The 19,831-nt window shown below is 50.7% G+C and carries 15 protein-coding genes and 1 tRNA gene; 5 read left to right on the top strand and 11 right to left on the bottom strand.

Annotated elements, in window-relative coordinates; genetic code table 11:
* Window positions 1–28 precede the first annotated feature (28 nt).
* Together PsWM33_RS12395 and pdxR are read right to left on the bottom strand one after the other, a co-directional pair.
* A complete protein-coding gene (locus PsWM33_RS12395) occupies window positions 29–1,015 on the bottom strand; it encodes a taurine ABC transporter substrate-binding protein (protein WP_063300446.1) in 987 nt (328 codons plus the stop codon).
* 292 nt (window positions 1,016–1,307) lie between these two features.
* Window positions 1,308–2,822 carry a MocR-like pyridoxine biosynthesis transcription factor PdxR gene (gene pdxR / locus PsWM33_RS12390; RefSeq protein ID WP_063300445.1) on the bottom strand — a complete coding sequence of 505 codons (1,515 nt, stop codon included), beginning with the start codon at window positions 2,820–2,822 and terminating at the stop codon, window positions 1,308–1,310.
* Window positions 2,823–2,993: 171 nt separating this feature from the next.
* On the opposite strand from pdxR, the gene PsWM33_RS12385 reads away from it, so the two are divergent.
* Together PsWM33_RS12385 and PsWM33_RS12380 are read left to right on the top strand one after the other, a co-directional pair.
* Window positions 2,994–4,331, top strand: a complete 1,338-nt coding sequence (locus PsWM33_RS12385; RefSeq protein ID WP_063300444.1) for an aminotransferase class III-fold pyridoxal phosphate-dependent enzyme — start codon at window positions 2,994–2,996, stop codon at window positions 4,329–4,331.
* Between the two features lie 79 nt (window positions 4,332–4,410).
* Window positions 4,411–6,885: a GcvT family protein gene (locus PsWM33_RS12380; RefSeq protein WP_063300443.1), complete on the top strand. Its 2,475-nt coding sequence runs from the start codon at window positions 4,411–4,413 to the stop codon at window positions 6,883–6,885.
* A 230-nt stretch (window positions 6,886–7,115) separates the two neighbouring features.
* On the opposite strand, the gene PsWM33_RS12375 is transcribed toward PsWM33_RS12380, so the two are convergent.
* The 7 genes from PsWM33_RS12375 to PsWM33_RS12345 form a co-directional block, all read right to left on the bottom strand.
* Window positions 7,116–7,502 carry an AAA family ATPase gene (locus PsWM33_RS12375; RefSeq protein WP_063300442.1) on the bottom strand — a complete coding sequence of 129 codons (387 nt, stop codon included), beginning with the start codon at window positions 7,500–7,502 and terminating at the stop codon, window positions 7,116–7,118.
* Between the two features lie 212 nt (window positions 7,503–7,714).
* Window positions 7,715–9,493 carry a sulfoacetaldehyde acetyltransferase gene (gene xsc / locus PsWM33_RS12370; RefSeq protein WP_063286688.1) on the bottom strand — a complete coding sequence of 593 codons (1,779 nt, stop codon included), beginning with the start codon at window positions 9,491–9,493 and terminating at the stop codon, window positions 7,715–7,717.
* 182 nt (window positions 9,494–9,675) lie between these two features.
* The gene (pabB, locus tag PsWM33_RS12365; protein WP_063300441.1) at window positions 9,676–11,481 is read right to left on the bottom strand and encodes an aminodeoxychorismate synthase component I; all 1,806 of its coding nucleotides are present in this window, start codon (window positions 11,479–11,481) and stop codon (window positions 9,676–9,678) included.
* Between the two features lie 243 nt (window positions 11,482–11,724).
* Window positions 11,725–13,197, bottom strand: a complete 1,473-nt coding sequence (locus PsWM33_RS12360) for a methyl-accepting chemotaxis protein (RefSeq protein ID WP_063300440.1) — start codon at window positions 13,195–13,197, stop codon at window positions 11,725–11,727.
* Between the two features lie 415 nt (window positions 13,198–13,612).
* Window positions 13,613–14,092: a MarR family winged helix-turn-helix transcriptional regulator gene (locus tag PsWM33_RS12355; protein ID WP_063286691.1), complete on the bottom strand. Its 480-nt coding sequence runs from the start codon at window positions 14,090–14,092 to the stop codon at window positions 13,613–13,615.
* Window positions 14,093–14,300: 208 nt separating this feature from the next.
* Window positions 14,301–14,975, bottom strand: a complete 675-nt coding sequence (msrA, locus tag PsWM33_RS12350) for a peptide-methionine (S)-S-oxide reductase MsrA (RefSeq protein ID WP_063296235.1) — start codon at window positions 14,973–14,975, stop codon at window positions 14,301–14,303.
* A 26-nt stretch (window positions 14,976–15,001) separates the two neighbouring features.
* A complete protein-coding gene (locus PsWM33_RS12345) occupies window positions 15,002–15,319 on the bottom strand; it encodes a hypothetical protein (RefSeq protein WP_208981041.1) in 318 nt (105 codons plus the stop codon).
* A gap of 310 nt (window positions 15,320–15,629) precedes the next feature.
* Here PsWM33_RS12345 and PsWM33_RS12340 point away from each other — a divergent pair.
* Both PsWM33_RS12340 and PsWM33_RS12335 read left to right on the top strand, forming a co-directional pair.
* A tRNA-Ser gene (locus PsWM33_RS12340) sits at window positions 15,630–15,719 on the top strand.
* Between the two features lie 146 nt (window positions 15,720–15,865).
* Complete coding sequence (locus PsWM33_RS12335) at window positions 15,866–17,167, top strand: phage integrase (protein ID WP_063300439.1); 1,302 nt, start codon at window positions 15,866–15,868, stop codon at window positions 17,165–17,167.
* On the opposite strand, the gene PsWM33_RS12330 is transcribed toward PsWM33_RS12335, so the two are convergent.
* Both PsWM33_RS12330 and PsWM33_RS12320 read right to left on the bottom strand, forming a co-directional pair.
* Window positions 17,161–17,997, bottom strand: coding sequence for a hypothetical protein (locus PsWM33_RS12330; protein ID WP_063300438.1), 837 nt, complete (start codon window positions 17,995–17,997; stop codon window positions 17,161–17,163). The two genes, PsWM33_RS12335 and PsWM33_RS12330, sit on opposite strands and share 7 nt — an antisense overlap.
* Window positions 17,998–18,553: 556 nt before the next feature.
* Complete coding sequence (locus PsWM33_RS12320) at window positions 18,554–18,841, bottom strand: hypothetical protein (protein WP_063300436.1); 288 nt, start codon at window positions 18,839–18,841, stop codon at window positions 18,554–18,556.
* A gap of 104 nt (window positions 18,842–18,945) precedes the next feature.
* On the opposite strand from PsWM33_RS12320, the gene PsWM33_RS12315 reads away from it, so the two are divergent.
* A complete protein-coding gene (locus tag PsWM33_RS12315) occupies window positions 18,946–19,500 on the top strand; it encodes a hypothetical protein (protein WP_063300435.1) in 555 nt (184 codons plus the stop codon).
* The last annotated feature ends 331 nt before the right edge of the window (window positions 19,501–19,831 follow it).

Genomic DNA, 19,831 nt, shown 5'->3' with positions numbered 1-19,831 from the left:
GACATTGCCCGCCATTTTCAAAAGTCTCTTATTTAAGATAGCTGGCGTCGACGAACTGGGAGTAATCATCCAGTGCTTCATCAAGCCCACCAGCAGAAACCATGACATCAGCCACGCCTTTTGCTGCAGCCTGAATGCCACCGCCGAGCCAGTTCTCACTTAACTGCTCTTCATTGGTTGGGAAGCCAAAGTTCGCGATCATCTTCTTCGCTGGCTCAATGTCCATACCCGCAGCGCGCGCAATCTTGTCGTACATTGCGTTAGGGTCTGTGTTGTAAGCGGTGTTCGCCTGATTGGTGACTTCCATGAACTTCTTCACCAGCTCAGGATGTTCAGCGGCAAAATCGCTGGTCACATTCACCACATCAAAGGTATTGATGCCAACGGCTTCCTGCTCCGCGCCTGTCATCAGCGGGGTGCCAACCGTTTTCATCCGGTCAAGCGCACCACCAAAGGCACAGCCCATTGCTACATCACCGCGCAAAACAGCAACTGCTGCATCTGCCGGGTTCATTTGCACAAGGTTCACCTTGTTGAGGTCAACGCCCAAATGGTCCAGCGTGCGGATCAGCTTGTAATGGGTGACGTTGCCAATTGGAGTAGCAACCTTCTTGCCTTCCAACTCCTTGGCATTTGCCTTGGTAATACCGGTGTCATTGCGCACAATGCAAAGGTCGTTCTCAGCATAAGTCACGGCGATGCCGACAAGTTTGATTGGAGCACCGGAGGAAACACCAACAACGAAAGGCACGAATCCATTGCTGTACGCAATTTGCACATCGCCGGAAACCATAGCCTGAACCATTTCGTTTCCGTTGCCAAACGCCCGCCACTCAACTTCCAGACCCAGCGCTTCGTCGTAGGTCTTGTCAATCTGGGCTGCTTGGTTCGCGGTGGGCCATTCCAGAAAATAGGCTACGGTGATTTTATCAAGCGCGTGAGCAGAGCTCATACCAAGGCTCGCGACCATGCCTGCTGCAAGAGTCAGTTTTCCTGCAAGCTTCTTCAATACCATCTCTATTCCCCCTCTGCGGTGCTAAGTTCTTATTCCCTCTTTATTTTTACGCGTTCCCTATTCTTGGGACTTCCTTAAACCTAAGCTTTCAGCAATTGAGGACACTATGAAACCGCAGGTCCCGGTAGTGCCAGTTGGTGAAACCCGATGGAACCAGACAGTATTTCTCGACCCTCATTCATTTATAAGTGCCCAATCTGCCAATATTATTCTCTATATCTCTGCGGAAGATTAGGTTGGATCTTCTCAATAACAGTGGTTCCTCTGTATAAATAAACGAAGAATCCCATGTTCATGCTGATGTATATGAGCAATCACTACTTTTTGTGCTGCGACGCAGCAATTTATCTGCGGTCTCTGATAGTAATTCTATGCCCTTTGGAATTTTATCGGCGTGGATTGAAGAAAAGCCAAGGCGGAAATAGTTTTTACCTTGGTTCGCATCTGCAAAGAACACGTTCCCCGGTTCAATCAATACGCCCTGCTTCAGCGCCTCTTGTGCAAGAACTGTCGCATCCAGTTCAGGTGGCCCGCTCACCCAGAAGGACGATCCACCAAACGCAGAAACCTGCGCCCAGCCGGGAAAATGCGTTTCCATAGCTTCGCTTAGCGCATTCCAGCGACTTGAATAAGCATGGTGCAGCTTACTGATCAGCGCGTCCTGTGAGCCCTGTGCCAGAAACAGCGCAACACTGCGCTGGTTGTTGCCCGGCGGATGGCGGAGCATCAGCCGCCGCATGGCGCGGATTTCCTTGATCACCGGCTTCGGCGCCACAATAAATCCAATCCTCAACCCCGGCATGATGGACTTGGAAAGGCTTCCCACATAAAGCACCCGCCCGGATGCATCGACAGACCGCAAAGCGGCAGTCGGTTGCCCGCGATAGTTGGTCTCGTACTCATAATCATCTTCAATAATCAGAGCGTCGGACTGGGCCGCCCATTCCAGCACCTCGCGACGCCGTTTCATCGTCATCGTGGTGTTGGTTGGGAACTGATGGCTCGGCGTCACATACACCAGCTTGGCATCCCCAAGCATATCGGCCCGTATGCCTTCCTCATCCACAGGAATGGCCCTTATGTCGGAGCTCCTGAGTCGCACGATGTTTCGCACATCAGGATATCCGGGGTCTTCCACTGCAACAGGTGTATCCGGCTTCACGAACAAGTGCGCAATCAGAAACAGAGCATTCTGCGCCCCCATCGTCACGAGAATCTCGTCAGATTCAGCAATCACACCGCGCCGGATCAAGATGCGGCGCTGGATCTGCTCAATCAACATTGGATCATCAGCCGTAAAGCGGTCATCCGTCCAGGCATCCAGCCATTTGATGCTCATTGTCTGGCGCACACAATCCCGCCACGCACTGATGGGAAACAGCGTTGGGTCCACCTGGCCGTAGATGAACGGGTAGGGATAGCTGTGCCAGTTCTCGGTCTTCAAAATATTGAATTGAGTGGATGGTGTAAGCCTCAACTTGGAAGCCCAATCCACACGATCACCGGGAACTTGTTCCTTGGGCTGGACCCGATCAGGCAGCTGTCCCAGATTCTCAATCACCTCTGGTGACACATAAAACCCGGATCGTTCGCGGGTGATTAAATACCCATCCGCCGCCAGTGCCTGATAGGCCAACATGACCGTATTTCGTGAAACACTTAACCGCTTCGCCAGTGCTCGCGTTGAAGGAACCGGTGTGTTTTCAGCAAGTTGGCCGGAAAGAATAGCAGAGACGAGCATCTCCCTGATCTGGCTTTGCAGCGTCGTACTGTCATCCCGGTCAACGGAAAACAAGCTGTATCTCATGGCTGGCCCCTCCCTCCAAATCACGAGTGAAGTATCAGCATGAGTTCATCTGGCTCTATGGTCAAGAACAACTGGACCTATCTGACCTATTATTTCGGCGACAAGATATTTCTCACAGTACCTCTGGGGAACTGTTGGCGAATAACTCAGTGTTCTAGGAGAAAGATCGAGATGAGTGTCCTTGCAGAGCCGATTGAACAAACGAAAACCAATTCTCTTGAGCAACACTGGATGCCGTTTTCCGCAAACAAAGAATTTAAAAGCGCACCGCGTCTCATCACCCGTTCAGAGGGAATGTACCTTTGGAATCAGAACGGTGACCGACTGGTAGACGGGTCTTCTGGCTTGTTCAACGTGCCAGCAGGCCATGCGCGCAAGTCAATTGCAGATGCCGTTCATGCTCAAATGATGCAGAACGGATACACAGCGCCCTTCCAGCTGGGCCAGCCGACATCCTTTGAGTTTGCAGCCAAACTCACCAAAATTATGCCGGAGCCTTTCAATCACGTGTTCTTTGTGAATTCGGGCTCCGAAGCCATCGATACCGCGCTGAAAATGGTCATGGCCTTCCATCGTGCCAACGGTGATGCGCAGCGCACCCGCTTTGTCTCCCGAGAGCGGGCGTACCATGGCGTGAATATGGGCGGGGTCTCTTTGGCAGGTATGGTCAAAAACCGCGAAACCTTCCCGGTTGTCATGCCAAACATCGTCATGATGCGCCATACGTGGAACGAGGAGAATGCCTTCACAAGAGGTCAACCGGAAACCGGTGTGGAACTGGCAAATGATCTGCGGCGCTTCTGTGAGACCTACGGCGGCTCCACAATAGCTGCTGTGTTCATTGAGCCTGTTGCGGGTTCTACCGGAACGCTCGTCCCGCCAAAAGGTTATTTGGAGCGTGTCCGCCAGATTTGTGATGAGCACGGCATTCTGCTGGTGTTCGATGAAGTGATCACTGGCTTTGGACGTCTCGGCAAACCGTTTGCAGTGGATGCATTCAACGTAATGCCAGACATCATCACGCTGGCTAAGGCACTCACCAACGGAGCAATCCCGATGGGGGCCGTTGCAGCGTCGGATCAGGTCTATGACACCATCACAGAAGCAGCGCCAGAAAATGCCATCGAGTTCTTCCATGGGTACACATACTCGGCGCACCCTGCAGCCTGTGCAGCAGGTCTTGCGACGCTCAAGATTTATGAGGAGGAAGGCCTGTTTGATCGGGCAGCGGAGCTGAGCGATTACTTTCTTGATGCGATATGGTCACTGCAGGATATCCCGATTGTAAAGGATATTCGAGGTTATGGGCTCATGGGTGGCGTAGAGGTTCACCCGCTTCCCGGTAAACCGGGCATCCGCGGCAACGAGATGCAAAAGCGGTTGTTCTGGAACGGCTGTCACGCCAAATGGACGGGGGACACAGCCATTCTGGCACCAGCGTTCATTGCAGAGCGAAATCACGTTGATGAGATCGTGGACGCAATGAGGAAAACGCTCACTGCTGAATAGATCGAAGAAAGTATTGTTTTGAGAAGAGCACATTTGTGCTCTTCTTTTGTTTTTCAAATAGGTTGAGGGGAGGCGATCAATGACGAAGTCTATTCCGCAAAATGCGCGTGTCGTGATTATTGGCGGCGGCATTGCCGGGTGCTCAGTTGCGTATCATCTGGCAAAGCTTGGCTGGCAGGACATCGTGCTGCTGGAGCGTAAGCAGCTCACCTGCGGTACCACCTGGCACGCAGCAGGTTTGATCGTTCAACTCCGAGCATCCAAAAACATGACGCGTCTGGCAAAATACTCGCAGGAGCTTTATGGCGAGCTGGAAGCTGAAACTGAAATCGCAACCGGTTTCCGCCGCAATGGCTCAATCACAGTTGCCTTGACCGAAGAACGCCGCAGCGAGATCCTGCGTTCAGCTGCAATGGCACGGGCGTTTGGCGTGGAAGTAGAAGAAATCTCCACCTCAGAGCTTCTGGATCGCTATCCCTATGTAAATGCTGAGGATGTAACAGCAGCTGTTTACCTGCCAAAGGATGGGCAGGGGGATCCGGGTAACATTGCGCTTGCTCTTGCCAAAGGTGCTCGCCAACGCGGCGCGCAGGTGTTTGAGGGCATTAAAGTTACAGGCATTGCTAAGAAGAATGGTGCAGTCTCCGGTGTCTCTTGGCAGCGAGATGGCAGTGATGAGCAAGGCCATATTGCAGCCGATTATGTGGTCAACTGCGCTGGTATGTGGGCGCACCAACTGGGCAAAATGGCTGGCGTCAACGTGCCGCTGCATGCCTGTGAGCATTTCTATATGGTCACAGATAATATCGCAGGCCTTCCCCAACTCCCCACCCTGCGCGTGCCAGATGAATGCGCTTACTACAAAGAGGATGCTGGTAAGATCCTGCTTGGTGCTTTTGAACCCATCGCAAAGCCATGGGGCATGCAGGGCATCTCCGATGATTTCTGCTTTGATCAGCTACCAGAAGACATCGAACACTTTGAACCCATTCTGGAACAAGCGGTCAATCGTTTCCCTGAACTGGCAGTGACCGGTATTCACACCTTCTTCAACGGCCCTGAAAGCTTTACTCCGGATGATGCCTATCATCTGGGTGAAGCACCGGAACTGAAGAATTTCTTTGTCTGTGCTGGTTTCAATTCCATCGGTATTCAATCGGCAGGTGGCGCAGGCATGGCGCTTGCGCATTGGATGGAGCATGGTTATCCACCCTTTGATATTTCCGACGTTGATATCCGGCGCATGCAGCCGTTCATGGGCAACAAAACGTTCCTCTATCGGCGTTCGAAAGAAACGCTCGGCCTGCTTTATGCTGACCACTTCCCCTTCCGCCAGAAAGCTACAGCACGCGGTGTCCGTCGTTCTCCACTTCATGAACATCTCAAGCAAGCAGGCGCAGCTTTTGGTGAAGTTGCTGGTTGGGAACGCGCAAACTGGTTCGCAGAGCAGGGGCAGGCCCCAAACTACGACTACTCCTGGAAACGCCAGAACTGGTTCGAAAACTCCAAACGCGAACACCTCGCCATACGCAACAATGTCGGTCTCTACGACATGTCTTCCTTCGGGAAAATCCGCGTGGAAGGCCCGGATGCAGAAGACCTGCTCAATCATATGTGCGGCGGAGATATGTCTGTGCCAATCGGCAAGATTGTCTACACACAGTTCCTCAATGATCGCGGTGGCATTGAAGCCGATCTTACCGTCACCCGCCTTTCTGAAACCGCGTACCTGCTCGTAACTCCCGCTGCCACTGTTATCAGAGAACTCAGTTGGCTCAACAAGCGCAAGGGCGGAGCAAACGTCGTGATCACCGACATCACATCGGGCGAAGCGACCTTGGTTGTGATGGGGCCGAAATCGCGAGAGCTGCTCTCCAAGGTCTCTAATCACGACTGGTCCAACGAAAATCATCCCTTCGGCACGATGCAGGAGATTGAACTCGGGATGGGCCTTGCTCGTGCGCATCGTGTTTCCTATGTCGGAGAACTGGGGTGGGAACTGTACGTCTCAACTGATATGGCCGCTCATGCCTATGAAACTCTGGTGGAAGCAGGTGCCGACGTTGACCTGAAACTCTGCGGCCTCCACTCAATGGATTCTTTGCGTATTGAAAAAGGCTTTCGCCACTTCGGTCATGACATAACTGAGGAAGATCACGTTCTTGAAGCAGGTCTTGGCTTTGCTGTGAACACCAGCAAAACTTCCTTCATTGGCAGAGAGGCTGTGCTGCGCAAGAAGGAAGAGGGTCTCTCATCCCGCATGCTGCAGTTCAAGCTAAAAGAGGCAGAACCGCTGTTGCACCACAACGAGCCTGTTCTACGCGATGGAGAGATCATCGGATATCTCACCTCCGGCAACTACGGTCACACTCTGGGCGGTGCCATTGGCCTTGGCTACGTGCCATGCAAAGGCGAAACAATCAAAGACATGCTCGCCTCCAGCTACCAGATCGACGTCGAAGGCACACTCTGCGACGCAGAAGCATCCTTCAAACCGATGTACGACCCCAAAAGCCTGCGTATGCGCGGTGTGAAGGAACTGGAAAGCGCATAACTCAAGACAACACCTCGCACGGCGTGCGAGGTGTTCTTCTAATCTGATAGGTGCGATGCTGCTGCCTAAATATGCTCAGCTTTAAAGTACTCGACCCAGTTAGCGATCTCTTTTGCAACATCTGCAGCTGTCAGTTCAGTAACATCCAGCTCCATAAAATGTTTTGCATCTTTACCGAGGAGGCCCCTTGCTCTTTGGTGGTTTTGAACCGCGTAGTCGGCATCGCGTGGTTAGCGTTTGAGTTCTCTTTCTGAGCTCTGAATGCGTCGCTTGTTTTCTTCCAAAGCACAGTGCAAATGCACCACGAGGAGAGGTCCGCGAGACAGTGACAGTTCTTCAAGACCAGTCCAATATTCTTCGCAGAAAGCGCTTCCTGCAGTCAGGGCTTCTGTCATAACCACCGGTACCCCATCCGGCAGCTGGAAAATCAGGTCATCGGCGAGGCGACGAACTGCCTTTATGCTCTCGTAAAAGGCGGGTGTTTTCCGTTCTGTCAGAGCAAATGCCAGATTCCAAACTGTGTGGTTGTCTAACAGGCGAGCATCTAACCTGTCTGCTAATTCTCGCCCGATGCTCAACTTCCCGATACCGGGATAGCCATTCAAAACGATAAGCATAATGAAGGTTCCAGAAGAGGTGTAGCACTCGCAGGCTGAAGAGGCGGTATGTGAGAAAGAGTGCTGGTGAGCCTATTCGAAGCCTGAACTACAGGCAACCTCAATTGTTCAGCAGATGCTTCAAAAGAAAAAAGCCCGAGCAGTGGTCAGCTGCGCGGGCTTTAAGGTTCATGCCCCTCTCTGAGGAGGTGAGATGGGCACTGCTGGGGGACTTACGCGAGTTCTTGTTCGCGCATATCTTCCGCGTTGATGCCAGCGACAGCAACAGGTGCTTTCATGGCGTCTCTGCGGAAAGGCTCACCAAGTTCCTGGTTGAGGATCACCTCAATGAACGTGGTCTCGTTACGCTCCATCTGGCCTTCAATGGCGTCATTCAGGGTCTTGGTCAGTTCATCAGTGCCGAACACCTGAATGCCCTTCAGGCCGCAAGCTTCTGCAATCTTGGCGTATTGCACTTCCAGATTGAGCTCAGTGCCAACGAAGTTGTCGTCGTACCACAGCGTCGTGTTGCGCTTCTCCGCACCCCATTGATAATTGCGGAAGATCACCATGGTGATGGGTGGCCAGTCATCACGACCACACGCGGTCATCTCGTTCATGGAAATACCAAAGGCACCGTCACCGGCAAACCCAACCACTGGCACGTCAGGACGACCAATCTTTGCGCCCAAAATGGCAGGCAAGCCGTAACCGCAAGGCCCGAACAGACCCGGAGCAAGATACTTCCGCCCCTCATCAAAGCTGGGATAGGCATTGCCAATGGCGCAGTTGTTGCCAATGTCAGAGGAGATGATCGCCTCTTTCGGAAGCGCCGCCTGAATAGCCCGCCATGCCATGCGTGGAGACATCTTCTGAGGCTCGCGAGTACGGGCGCGCTCGTTCCAGCTTGTACCCGGATCATCATCCTCGTGATCCATGGAGGAGAGCTCCTGCAACCAGGCAGACTTCGCATGATGCACCAGCGCTTCTCGATCTTCACGCCCTTCATTGCCTGCATGGTCCGCCAGTTCTTCAAGGATCTGCTCTGCCACAGCACGAGCATCCCCCTGAATGCCGACACTCACCTTCTTGGTCAACCCGATCCGGTCAGAGTTGATGTCGACCTGAATGACCTTGGCATCTTTCGGCCAGTAATCCATGTCATAGCAAGGCAGAGTAGAGAACGGATTGAGGCGCGTTCCAAGAGCCAGCACCACATCCGCTTTCGAGATCATCTCCATGCCTGCTTTTGAGCCGTTATAGCCAAGCGGGCCAACGGAAAGCGGGTGATTGCCGGGGAACGCATCATTGTGTTGATAGCCACAACAGACCGGTGCACTCAGTTTCTCCGCCAAAGCAGCAGACGCCTGAATAGCGCCACTCAACACAACACCTGCGCCGTTCAAAATGACAGGGAACTTTGCATCAGACAGCAGCTCAGCAGCCTTCTTAATGGACTGCACACCACCACGCGGCTTTTCCATGCGCACGATCTGCGGCAGTTCGATGTCGATCACCTGCGTCCAGAAATCCCGCGGTATGTTGATCTGCGCCGGAGCACACCCACGCCAGGCTTTCTCAATCACACGGTTCAGCACTTCCGCAATACGGGAAGGATCACGAACTTCTTCCTGATAGCAAACCATATCCTCGAAGAGAGCCATCTGCTCAATCTCCTGAAAGCCACCTTGTCCGATGGTCTTGTTGGCGGCCTGCGGGGTAACAAGCAGCAGAGGTGTATGGTTCCAGTAAGCTGTTTTGATCGGTGTTACGAAGTTGGTAATACCTGGACCGTTCTGAGCAATCGCCATGCTCATCTTACCGGTTGCACGGGAGTATCCATCCGCGCTCATGCCTGCGTTACACTCGTGGGCGCAATCCCAAAACTTGACACCTGCGGCAGGAAAGAGATCCGAAACCGGCATCATGGCAGAACCAATAATGCCAAAGGCGTTATCAATTCCGTGCATCTGAAGCACTTTTACAAAGGCCTCTTCGGTCGTCATTTTCATGGCACAAGTCCTCCCCATCACGTCACAGGCACGGCTGTGATCTGCACATTCTGATATGCAGTCAAACCTAGCCTGAGCCAGCGGAGGGGTTTAGGGCCAGATTCCGCTATAGCATTGGTCAGTTGTGTAGAAGGTATTGAAGATGCAGTGGAATGCCATCGCCGATCCCAAGCAGAGACGCGCTAGCTTACGTCAGCGCTGACGGAAACGAGGCTGGCATTCATCAATCCCCGCAGGGAGTTACCAACATAGACAGCGTCTGCTGTGCGCAAATCATGCACAGTCAGATCCGCTTCCTCTGCATATCCATGCTCCAGCAAACCAGCGCGGAAAACTCCCGGCAATAACCCATGCGTAAGAGCAGGGGTGAGCAACTTACCGTCCTTGCGGATAAACAGATTGGTGAAGCTGCCTTCTGTCAGATATCCCGCTTCATTGAGGAAAATGACCTCGGAACATCCATAGTTAGCAGCATACTCTGCGCGGGTTTGATCGTAAAATCCGCGCAGGCTGGTTTTATGGAACAGGAACCGGTCCTGTGAATGCACACGCTCGTCTGCAAGGCAGATCCGCCAGTCATCACCGCTTGCTGCCGGCATTTCCTGTGCCGTCAGCATGAACTGTCCGTCTTCGTAGAGATCAAGCCGAACCCGCATATCGCGATCAAACACTGCAGCATGGTCTGAAAGCATGCTCAACGCCTGATCCAGATTCCAGTTGAAACCGAAGTAAGACGCGCTGTCGGCCATCCGTTGCAGATGACGTTCCAGTAACGTGTAGCCTTCGTCAGGCGTCCAGCCCATAGTTTCAAACAGGGTGAAACGCTCTTCTGACGCCTTCAGGAAGTTCAGTTTCAGCAGGCATTCATCATATTCTGGCGAGGCACCGGAATCGAATACAACACCCGAGCCTGTCCCCATTTCAGCAGCGCCATCCTCGTCAATCACCAGAGTGCGGATCGCCACATTGAAGGTGAAATCGCCATTGGGCTCAATCATTCCAATGGAGCCGGTGTAGATCCCGCGCGGGCTCTTTTCCAGCTCATCAATGATCTCCATAGCCCAAAGCTTCGGCGCTCCGGTGATGGAACCACACGGAAACAGCTCTTCAATAATCTCGGGCAGTTCAGCTCCATCCACCAGCTCACCAGTGGTGGTAGAGGTCATCTGGAACAGGCTACGGTATTGCTCAACCTCACAGTGAGACGGAACACAAACACTGCCTGCTTTGGTGATGCGAGAGAGGTCATTGCGCATCAGATCAAGGATCATGGTGTTCTCGGCGCGTGATTTCACATCACTCTGCAGCCAGTCCCGAACACGCGCATCTTCTTCGCTCGTGCGCCCACGCTGAGCTGTGCCCTTCATCGGGCGTGTCGTCAGTTGCTTGCCCTTGCGCTCCAAAAACAGTTCCGGAGAAATCGAGAGAACTTTCTGATCACCCAGATGCAAAAGGGCAGCATATCCAACCGGTTGCTGAAACAGCAGATTGTCAAACAAGGCAGCTGCGCTTCCAGTCTGCTCAAGCTCAGCACGCATGGTGAGGTTGATCTGGTAGATGTCACCTTGTGCCAGATGCTGCTGCGTTTTGGCAAAAGCGCTCTCATAGTCGCCTTTGCTCATGTCAAACTGGTTGATGTGAATGGAAGGGGTGGCTTCATTGCCTGCAGCCTCAACCAACCATTGGGCTTCTTCATCTCGGGTCAAAAGCTGAGGTGCATCGTAGACGCCGAACCAGGCAAGAGGCACATTGCCTGTGCCCTTAAAACGCTGCTTCAGCTTCTCTTCAAACGCAAAGCCAAATTCGTAGGAAAAGAAGCCTGCCAGATGGTGGCCCGCTTTGCGCTCTTGTTCCAGTTGCTGAAGAAACTGAGGGACCTCAGAGAGAGTTTGGCAGGTCAGCACGCGCTTTGGAGCTTGGAAGAGACGCGCAGGCTCATGGCTAAGCCTGTCGACAAAAAGTACTGTTCCAAACGCAAACTGCGCCATACCTGTCCATTCTTATTTGGGTTACCCTTATTAAGAATGCTCAATACCAGCCCGTCAGACCAAGGCAATCATAAAATTGTCTCCAAGTCCGTTTCTTGAGTAATATTGCGTAAATTGTGATCAATTTCAGCCCAAAAATCCGAAAATTCCCCTCAAGGCAGCCGTTTCAGAAGAGCAGAAGCGTCGCTCAAACGCAAAACGGGCCACCAAGGTGCCCCGTTTCATCAGAATTTGTAGCGCAGATTAAGCAACGTCGTGGAAGAAGCGCTCCAGCGTATCGTGAACTTCATTGAGATCCCCATCAACCTTATTGGCTTTCTCAGTGACTTCGAAGACGGAGCCTGTTGCCTCGTTCATGGCTTCACTCAAGCTGGCAATGCTCTGGGAAACTGCCATGGTGCCGTCAGCTGCAGCTGCAATATTAGCTGAAATCTCATTGGTCGCATCACCCTGCTGGGTTATTGCCTCCGCAATGGCACCAGTGTGGGCGTTCACGTCATCCATGGTCAACGTGATGGAGCCAATTGCGTCCACAGCTTCCCGGGTTCTGCCCTGAATTGCGGACACCTGAGACGCAATCTCTTCAGTCGCTTTGGAGGTCTGGTTGGCCAGCTCTTTCACTTCCGCGGCTACAACTGCAAAGCCTTTGCCTGCTTCTCCGGCGCGGGCAGCTTCAATGGTGGCGTTAAGGGCCAGCAGATTGGTTTGTTCAGCAATCGCCTGAATGAGCGTAACCACTTCACCAATGCGGCTTGCAGCTTCTGCAAGGCTGCCAATGGTGTCGTTGGTCTCCTGCGCACCGCGGGTTGCAGCTTCAACCATGTCGTTGGCCTGCGCAATCTGGCGGGCGATCTCGGAAATAGAGGAGGAAAGCTCTTCGGAAGCAGCAGAAACGGTCTGAACATTGCCGGATGCTGAATCAGAGGAGGAAACAACTTCAGTGGTATGACCAGAGCATTTATGCGTCGCGTTCTCCAGGCCTTTGGAAGCAGATACGATGCTATGCGTGTTTTGTGAAAGGCTCTTCAGCTGCCCATCCACCACGTCACGCAGCCCGGAAATGTGCTTTTCAAAGAATGCGATACGTTCGGATTGCTCTGCAATCTTCTGTTCGTTCTCTGCAACTTCAGCTGCAACCACTGTTGCTTGAGCGGAAGCAGCATTGTCTGCCGCGTTAGAAGCTTCAGCATCGTCCTGACCGCTCAGGAAGGCCATCGTCACGCCAGCGAGAAGAACCAGAATGATGAGGTTACCAGACATGGTGCTCTGATCACTCACGAGGAAGTCAGGCAAAACGAACAAGCTACCAAGAAGATAAATTGCGGAAATTGCAAGGAAACTGCCAAGTGCGCCGCCATTGCGAGAAGAACCCAAAACAACCAGCGGGGCAAAGAACAGGATGTTGAAGTCCACTTGCCAGCCTTCTGCATATCCACCAAGAGCAGCAGCAATGCTTGCAACCGCGGCCAAAATGGCGAGGCAAATGCCAGAAGCTAGGTAAGCTGCACCGGATTCCTTGTCTTTCAGCCACAATGCGGTTGGAATAGCAGCAAGAAGGAAAGCTGATCCCGAAAGAATGCTCATTGTGCCGGTATCACCAGCCCAGCTCATCCCAAAGCTCAGGAGAGCAAGAACCCAACCCAAGGCAATCGGCCAACTGGTTGAACCCGTGTCAGATTGGCCTACCTCTTCTTCAAATCCGACTGCAGCACTCATTTCAGGTCTTCCCTTAATTGTATTGGTGCATGACACACCCAAATACATCCACCCAATTATTAAACGCATTCCGGATTTATAACTCTCTGATAACAAAGAGGAATGCGCACAACCTCAAGCAGTCAGACAGCACAATCGCAGCCGTAACCACTTGGTCGAATGAAAGAAATAATACGCACGAAAGGGCGAAATCACACAGCAATCGCCTCTAAAAGAGGCGGCCCTCAAAATTGAATTGCGTAAATTACTCCATTCAAATCTTAGTTGTAATTTGTATAAGATTTATGCTTAAGAGAAGCTTAATGGGACGCGAGGGAAGTGTAAAAAGCAAGAGCACCGGAGCGTTCACTCCGGTGCTCTTGCTTGGAAAATAAACTCAAATCAATAAAAAAAACTAAACCAGAAAAATTAAGCCTTAGGCCGGTTCGTTCTCTTCAACCTGTTCATCTTCCATCGGATCATCATAGCAGAAGCGTGTACAAGCAGAGCTTTCCACGTCATTCAGGATGAACTTAAGGAGAGAGGAGAGGTTGTCCAATTGGCTCTCATCGATGTCACCGAGCAGCGCATGAGCTGCTTTACGGCGTGCTTCAGCCACTTCAACGGCTTTACGCTTACCGCGAACGGTCAGTTCGACCATAACTTCCCGGCCTCTGCGGCGCAGACGTCGGACCAACCAGTCTTTCTCAAGACGGTCAATCAGGCGCACGGTTGCGGAATGGCTTAAACGAACTTCTTTCGCAACTGTACCGATGGAGATGGCCGGAGAGCGTCGCATAATAAGAAGAGCCGCGACGGCACTTGTTGAAAGATCTCCGTAAGCATCAACACTCGCATCTTCAAGTGCTGTACTTACCGCGGAAAGTTGGTCTGCAATATGATTGGTTCTCATCATAAATTAAATCTCTAAAATACTGTCCTGACGATTCTGACTTAGCGTCATTAGAATTAATCCTAAAACTGCAATTTAACAAATGCAAGTTTAATAAAATTGAAAATAATAAGTATTTCGAAACCATGCAACCTGCAAAATCAATAAAAACCGCCAGTTTGGTCCCTGAATATTAGCAGGTTGCAATTATCCATAAATTATTTTTGATCACCTATTGCTTAGGGGATTGGGGCGAAACCGGCAATGGGCAGGTCGCACCTGTGCCCGAAAGGCCACAGTATCCATCTGGATTCTTTGCCAAATATTGTTGGTGATATTCTTCAGCATAATAGAATACGTCGAGAGGACCGATTTCCGTGGTAATCCCTGCGTTTTTGCCGATTTCCTTAAGGGCATCCTGATAAGACTTGGCTGTTTCTTTAGCCGTCTCAATATCTGCCTCACTCGTCAAATAAAGTGCAGATCTATACTGTGTCCCCACATCGTTGCCCTGCCGCATTCCTTGTGTTGGGTCGTGACGCTCCCAAAATACCTTCAAAAGTTGTTCCAGAGAAATTTCTTCTGGATTGTAGACCACTTTCACAATTTCGGTGTGACCGGTCTGACCAGTACACGTTTCGTGGTAGGTCGGATTCTTTGTTGCACCACCTGCAAAGCCAACAGCTGTTACATACACACCCGGCAGTTCCCAGAAGGCGCGCTCCGCACCCCAGTAACATCCCATGCCCACATAGAGCTCTTTCATCCCTTCAGGATATGGCCCATTCAGATCATGACCATTCACGAAGTGCTTTCCGGGAGTCATGATTGGTGTATCCCGGCCTGGCAGCGCTGTACCTGTATCCGGCATTTTAAACTTGTTTGAGAGCATTCTGAGAAACGACATATTCATTTACCTGTAAGAACTCTGCATCACAGCAGGGTTGTGCTGATGCGACGCCGCTTGTCGCCATACCATAGCATAATTAGTCCAAGAGGTCCGAATATAACCCACGGCGGCATGAGCAAAAGGCTTTGAATAATCGGATCCCAGAGAAGAGGGCTCACGTACCGCTGGATGGCCGCCTGGGATGCATTGAGCGTTTCTGGTGACAGATCAAACCAGATCAGTCCCAGTGGTGAAGAGGTCCAGCTGGAGGTCGCAATGCTCTTAGTGGCATCCACGACAAATGAGACCAGCGCTATGGCGACAAACCACACACCTATAAAACGCAGAAAAAATCCAACCACGTGTCTGCTTCCTTTTTCTGTCAGCTATCTTTTAAACTCGCAATGAGCCTGCGTGTATCCACAGTACCTCATGCAATCTAAGGTGCAACCTATCAGAACAAGCATACCAGACGCTCTTAAATTCCAGTCAAAACTGCGTAATGGATTGTGATTGGTTGCCCGTAGACAGGCAGAAAAATGCCTTTGTTTTCATTCTGGTTCCACAGAGTGGGGATACATGGCAAAAAAATCGAAAAGACCTCTTGCGCCCCCCAATAGTTTTGCATATACCCCCTCTCACGCCGCCGGGCATACCCGGTGAGCGGAATGCGGAGAGGTGGCCGAGTGGTCGAAGGCGCACGCCTGGAAAGTGTGTAGGCGGGGAACCGTCTCCAGGGTTCGAATCCCTGTCTCTCCGCCATTACCATTTCTTCCTTAAATGAAAATTAATTAATTATATCAATGATTTATGCTCGACGTTTAGAGATAACTTGACTCTGAATCCCTTCACTGCATAACATTCTACATAACAAACTACATAACATTTTGTTGTGGGACGGTTGCGTAATGGCTCATACGATCAGTCGTGGCGTGTATTATTTTGTGAAGCGTATCCCAAAAAGATATGCGCAAGTAGACACGCGCGCTCGTATCCAGATTTCTCTCAGAACAAGCAGTCCTGATGTTGCTCGGCGCAAGTCGCTTATAGTTGAGGAGCGGCTCATAGCGTATTGGGAAGCGCTGTTAGCAGAGGATCAGGACGGGGCTAAAGCTCATTATGAGGCTGCGGTGAACTTTGCTGAAACGCAAGGGTTTACTTATTTGTCGCTTGACGAGGTGGCTGCTGGTCCTGTTGGGCACCTGCTGGAACGTATCGAGGCTATTCCAGAGTCTGAGCAATCGAAAAAGAACTCAGTGGTTGCAGATGGTTTGTTGGGCGGGGCGGACAGACCAGAACTTAAAATCTCAAAGCTTTATGAGGAGTACATAGAACTAACTCCAGATTTGCTGTTTGGGAAGAGTGATGACCAAATCCGCAAATGGAAGAACCCGAGGCTCAAAGCAATCACCAACTTGATTACTGTCGTGGGCGACAAAAACGCTTACGAGCTGACAAGAGAGGATGGTTTGAAGCTTCGAGAGTGGTGGATGGATCGTGTCTCTGATGAGGATGTTAAGCCGAGCACTGCTAACAAGGACTTCACCCACCTTTCGAAGATCTTTTCGACATGGCGAGATTTGAAGCAAGATGATCTCGCCAACCCTTTTCTACAACTGCGGTTGGCCCAAGACGATTTGCAAGACCATAGGCCGTCTTTTTCTCGTGACTGGATTGCATCGCGGCTTTTGGTTGAAGGTGCATTTGGAGGCACGAACGATGAGGCAGTGCTCGCTTTCAAAATCTTGATAAACACCGGTTTACGTCCTTCGGAGTTGCTGGGGGCAAGGCTGGAGGACTTTAACCTGGAATGTGATGTTCCGTACATTCGTATCGAGGAGTATCGCGAGGGGGCAGTAAAACGAAAACTCAAAACCAAATGGTCAACACGCGATGTTCCTCTGCTTGGCATCTCATTGAGTGCTGCCAAAGAGTTGGTCGCGAGAGGAGGGGTTCAGGCTTATTACTTGAAGTCTGACCGTTGGAGCGCGGTGGTCAATAAGGCTATGGCTGAGAATGGGCTGAAAGAAACAGATCGGCATACACCATACTCGCTGAGGCATTCATTTGAGGAGAACATGTTAGAAGCGGGTGTGGATCAAAGATTGCGTGTAGAGTTGATGGGGCATTCTTACAATCGCCCCAAATACGGCGAGGGTGGTAGTTTGGCTTTGAAACGTGATGCAATAGCATGCTTAGCCTTCTACTGAGTGTTGTCAAAAAATGGTGTGCCGCGAGATAATAAGTTCATTTGTACTGTGGGAAGATCGGCGTAATCTTTGGTTTTTAAAACAACCGTTGGATCGATGCCGTCCGTGATTTTGTATGCGTATTTGTAAATGCCATCGATCTGCTTGAACTTTATGACCTGCCGGAAGGAGCCGTTGTTTGCGCGGGAGTTAATAATGATTTCTGGCTCATCAACTCCTCTAAGATCAAACCTCAACCCGATGTTGTTATATGGCTGGCCTTGTCGCATTCGTTCAATCGTAGGGGCGTGAACTATCTCTGGTTTCGCGCCATCTCTTAGGTGCACAGCAGAGATTTCTACCCGATGTAATGCAAATTTCCCTTCGATTACTGCTAGCGCCTCCCAGATAGGGGAGCTGTGGTTGCCATTGGGTTCTAGCAAGAAAACTGGGAAGGAGTCGCCTCCAGTTACGTGGCCAATCTGATCTTCTAGTTTGCCTAATCCTTGACGTTGTAGGTCTTCAACTTGATTGGACTTGATAAGCAAAAGCCTTTGAAGTGTTGTAACTTTGTCAGTTTTTTCATTCAGTTGCTCTTGCAGCTCTGTAATTCTCTTGTCACGTCTCTCTAAGATTTTCGCATTTTTGGCATCTCTCTCTTCGAGTGCGGCCGCATTGTCATTGTCACGCTGTTGCAGCGTTTGAGTGGTTTCGTGCTCCCTTTGAAGGGTTGTCCAAACATTTACAGCTACCAGTGCTACTGCAAGTACTGCGCCGATGATTGTTAGGGTTAAAGTAGACATTCGCACCCATTGTTCCTTTGTAATCTTTTCAAAATCCTGATGCAGCATGCAGCAGCTTCTTCACTCCAACGTTCATGTCATCGCATGAGTTGATAGGGTTGCAAACGGGTATCATCCTGATGTTTGTTACTGCGGCTGGGGACATAGCTCTTGCCAATAACCAAGCAAACTGGATTGCCCGAAATGTTGCTACAGAGCTTTAGTGGCTGTCGAGAAGCATGGTGGGCGACGCTATCACTACTTCGGGTCGCTAGTTTGGAAGATGCTAGAGTACTGCCAATCTCTTCTTGCTCTGATATTGAAACTATCACTTGGGTTGGCTTACTTTTTTCTTCCCAGCCAAAATAGGCAGTTGCTGTGGTGGCCAGAACTGACGATATCGATGCAACCCAAGCAACTCTGAGAGCTTTCGTAGCTCTACTTTTCTCGTCATTCCATTTGATTTCGGATTCGGTTCTGAAACCACTGTTGACATATGAGACTAAGGAGCTCCGTGGCATGTACTCCAAGAATGCATACTTATCTATTAGAGCTGCGAGCTGTTTATCTGGGAGTTTAGTTGGTAACGAGTGAGCTTCTGCTTTAGATAAGCCCCCAAAGTTGCTCACTTTCTTATCTGTTTGCCTGGTTGATAGGTAACAATTAAGCCTTCGCTCTCTAGCCAACTTAGCAATGTTAAAGTTAAAAATACTTTCCGCCCAACTTCTTGAGCGAGATCAAGATCGTCTTGTTCTATCGTTGCAGTATGTATGAGTAACTGTCCACTTTCGATGCTCAGAGAAACGTTTGCCAACATTCCGCAGTTGTTAAGAATGTTGAGTGCATTTCTTGAAAAGTCTTTTCCTTGTACGATTTGCCTGATTACTTCTTTTTCAAACGCATCAAATGTCATGCCTAGTCCAGAGTATTTTGCTTTGAGCTGTTGTACGTTGTGTACTAAAATTTGCTTTAACCTATAACATGCCTGTTCGGCGAGAAAGATCTGGAGTGCGGTCAGTGCTGGAAATCACTGGTAATGATTTATGGAGAGGGGAGTTCAAGCCTCTAGGGGAGAGGGGGCTCGGTTCACAAGTTGAGAAGTTGGGGGACTACCTTGATAGAGTAAAGCTTCTCGTTCCAAATTTACCTGACGAACTGATTGAGCAGTGGCCATATCGTCATTGGGACCTCACACAATTTAGATGTGTTCCTTTAGATAGGCTCGAGTGTCGGGAGGTGCTATGGGAGCCGAGATTTTTCTTAGACAATGTTGGGACTTATTTTTGTCCTGATTCTCTAAACCCAACCCACGCCTATGAGACACTTCATCGAGATATCGAAGGTAAACCTACTCACACTTCTAAGCCATTTGAAGAGACAGGAGAATGGGACTATGCGCCGATTGTTCTGGAGACGCCGGATGGATACCGAACTCCCGACGATGTGGAGTTAAAATTTCCTTATTTGCTGATTGAAGGTCACCAACGGCGAGCATATCTCAATGCATTGTTGCATAGAGGAGAGGCTGTATGTGCTCAGCGAGTGTTACTTGTCCGATTAAGGGAGGAATAGACCTCATCGCTGTGCAATCCTTAAGGCTAAATTGAGGTCGCTTTCGTCCTGCTGGTACCTCTCAATTTCTTGGGTAAGTCTCTGAAAAATTGGTAAGTATTTAGTGTTTCCAGCTGCAATGAGCTTGGCAACTATCTTCCGGGCATTTTGGAGGCGCTCTAACGTCACCTCCTTTGTCTCATTGGCTTGAGTGAGGAGGTGTACGCTAGAAGCCCCTGTAATTGCCGCTGCTTTTCGGCGTGGGGCGACGTTCATATCTCTGTCTCGCTTTTGTGCTTGGGCTGAGAGGAGAGCGGCTCAGGTGCGCCTTTCCTGAGCCGCTCATGCCGAG

The organism is Pseudovibrio sp. WM33, assembly GCF_001623165.1.
Lineage (GTDB): Bacteria > Pseudomonadota > Alphaproteobacteria > Rhizobiales > Stappiaceae > Pseudovibrio.
Note: the sequence above shows the minus strand (reverse complement) of the source record. Positions and strands in the feature narration are given on the sequence as shown.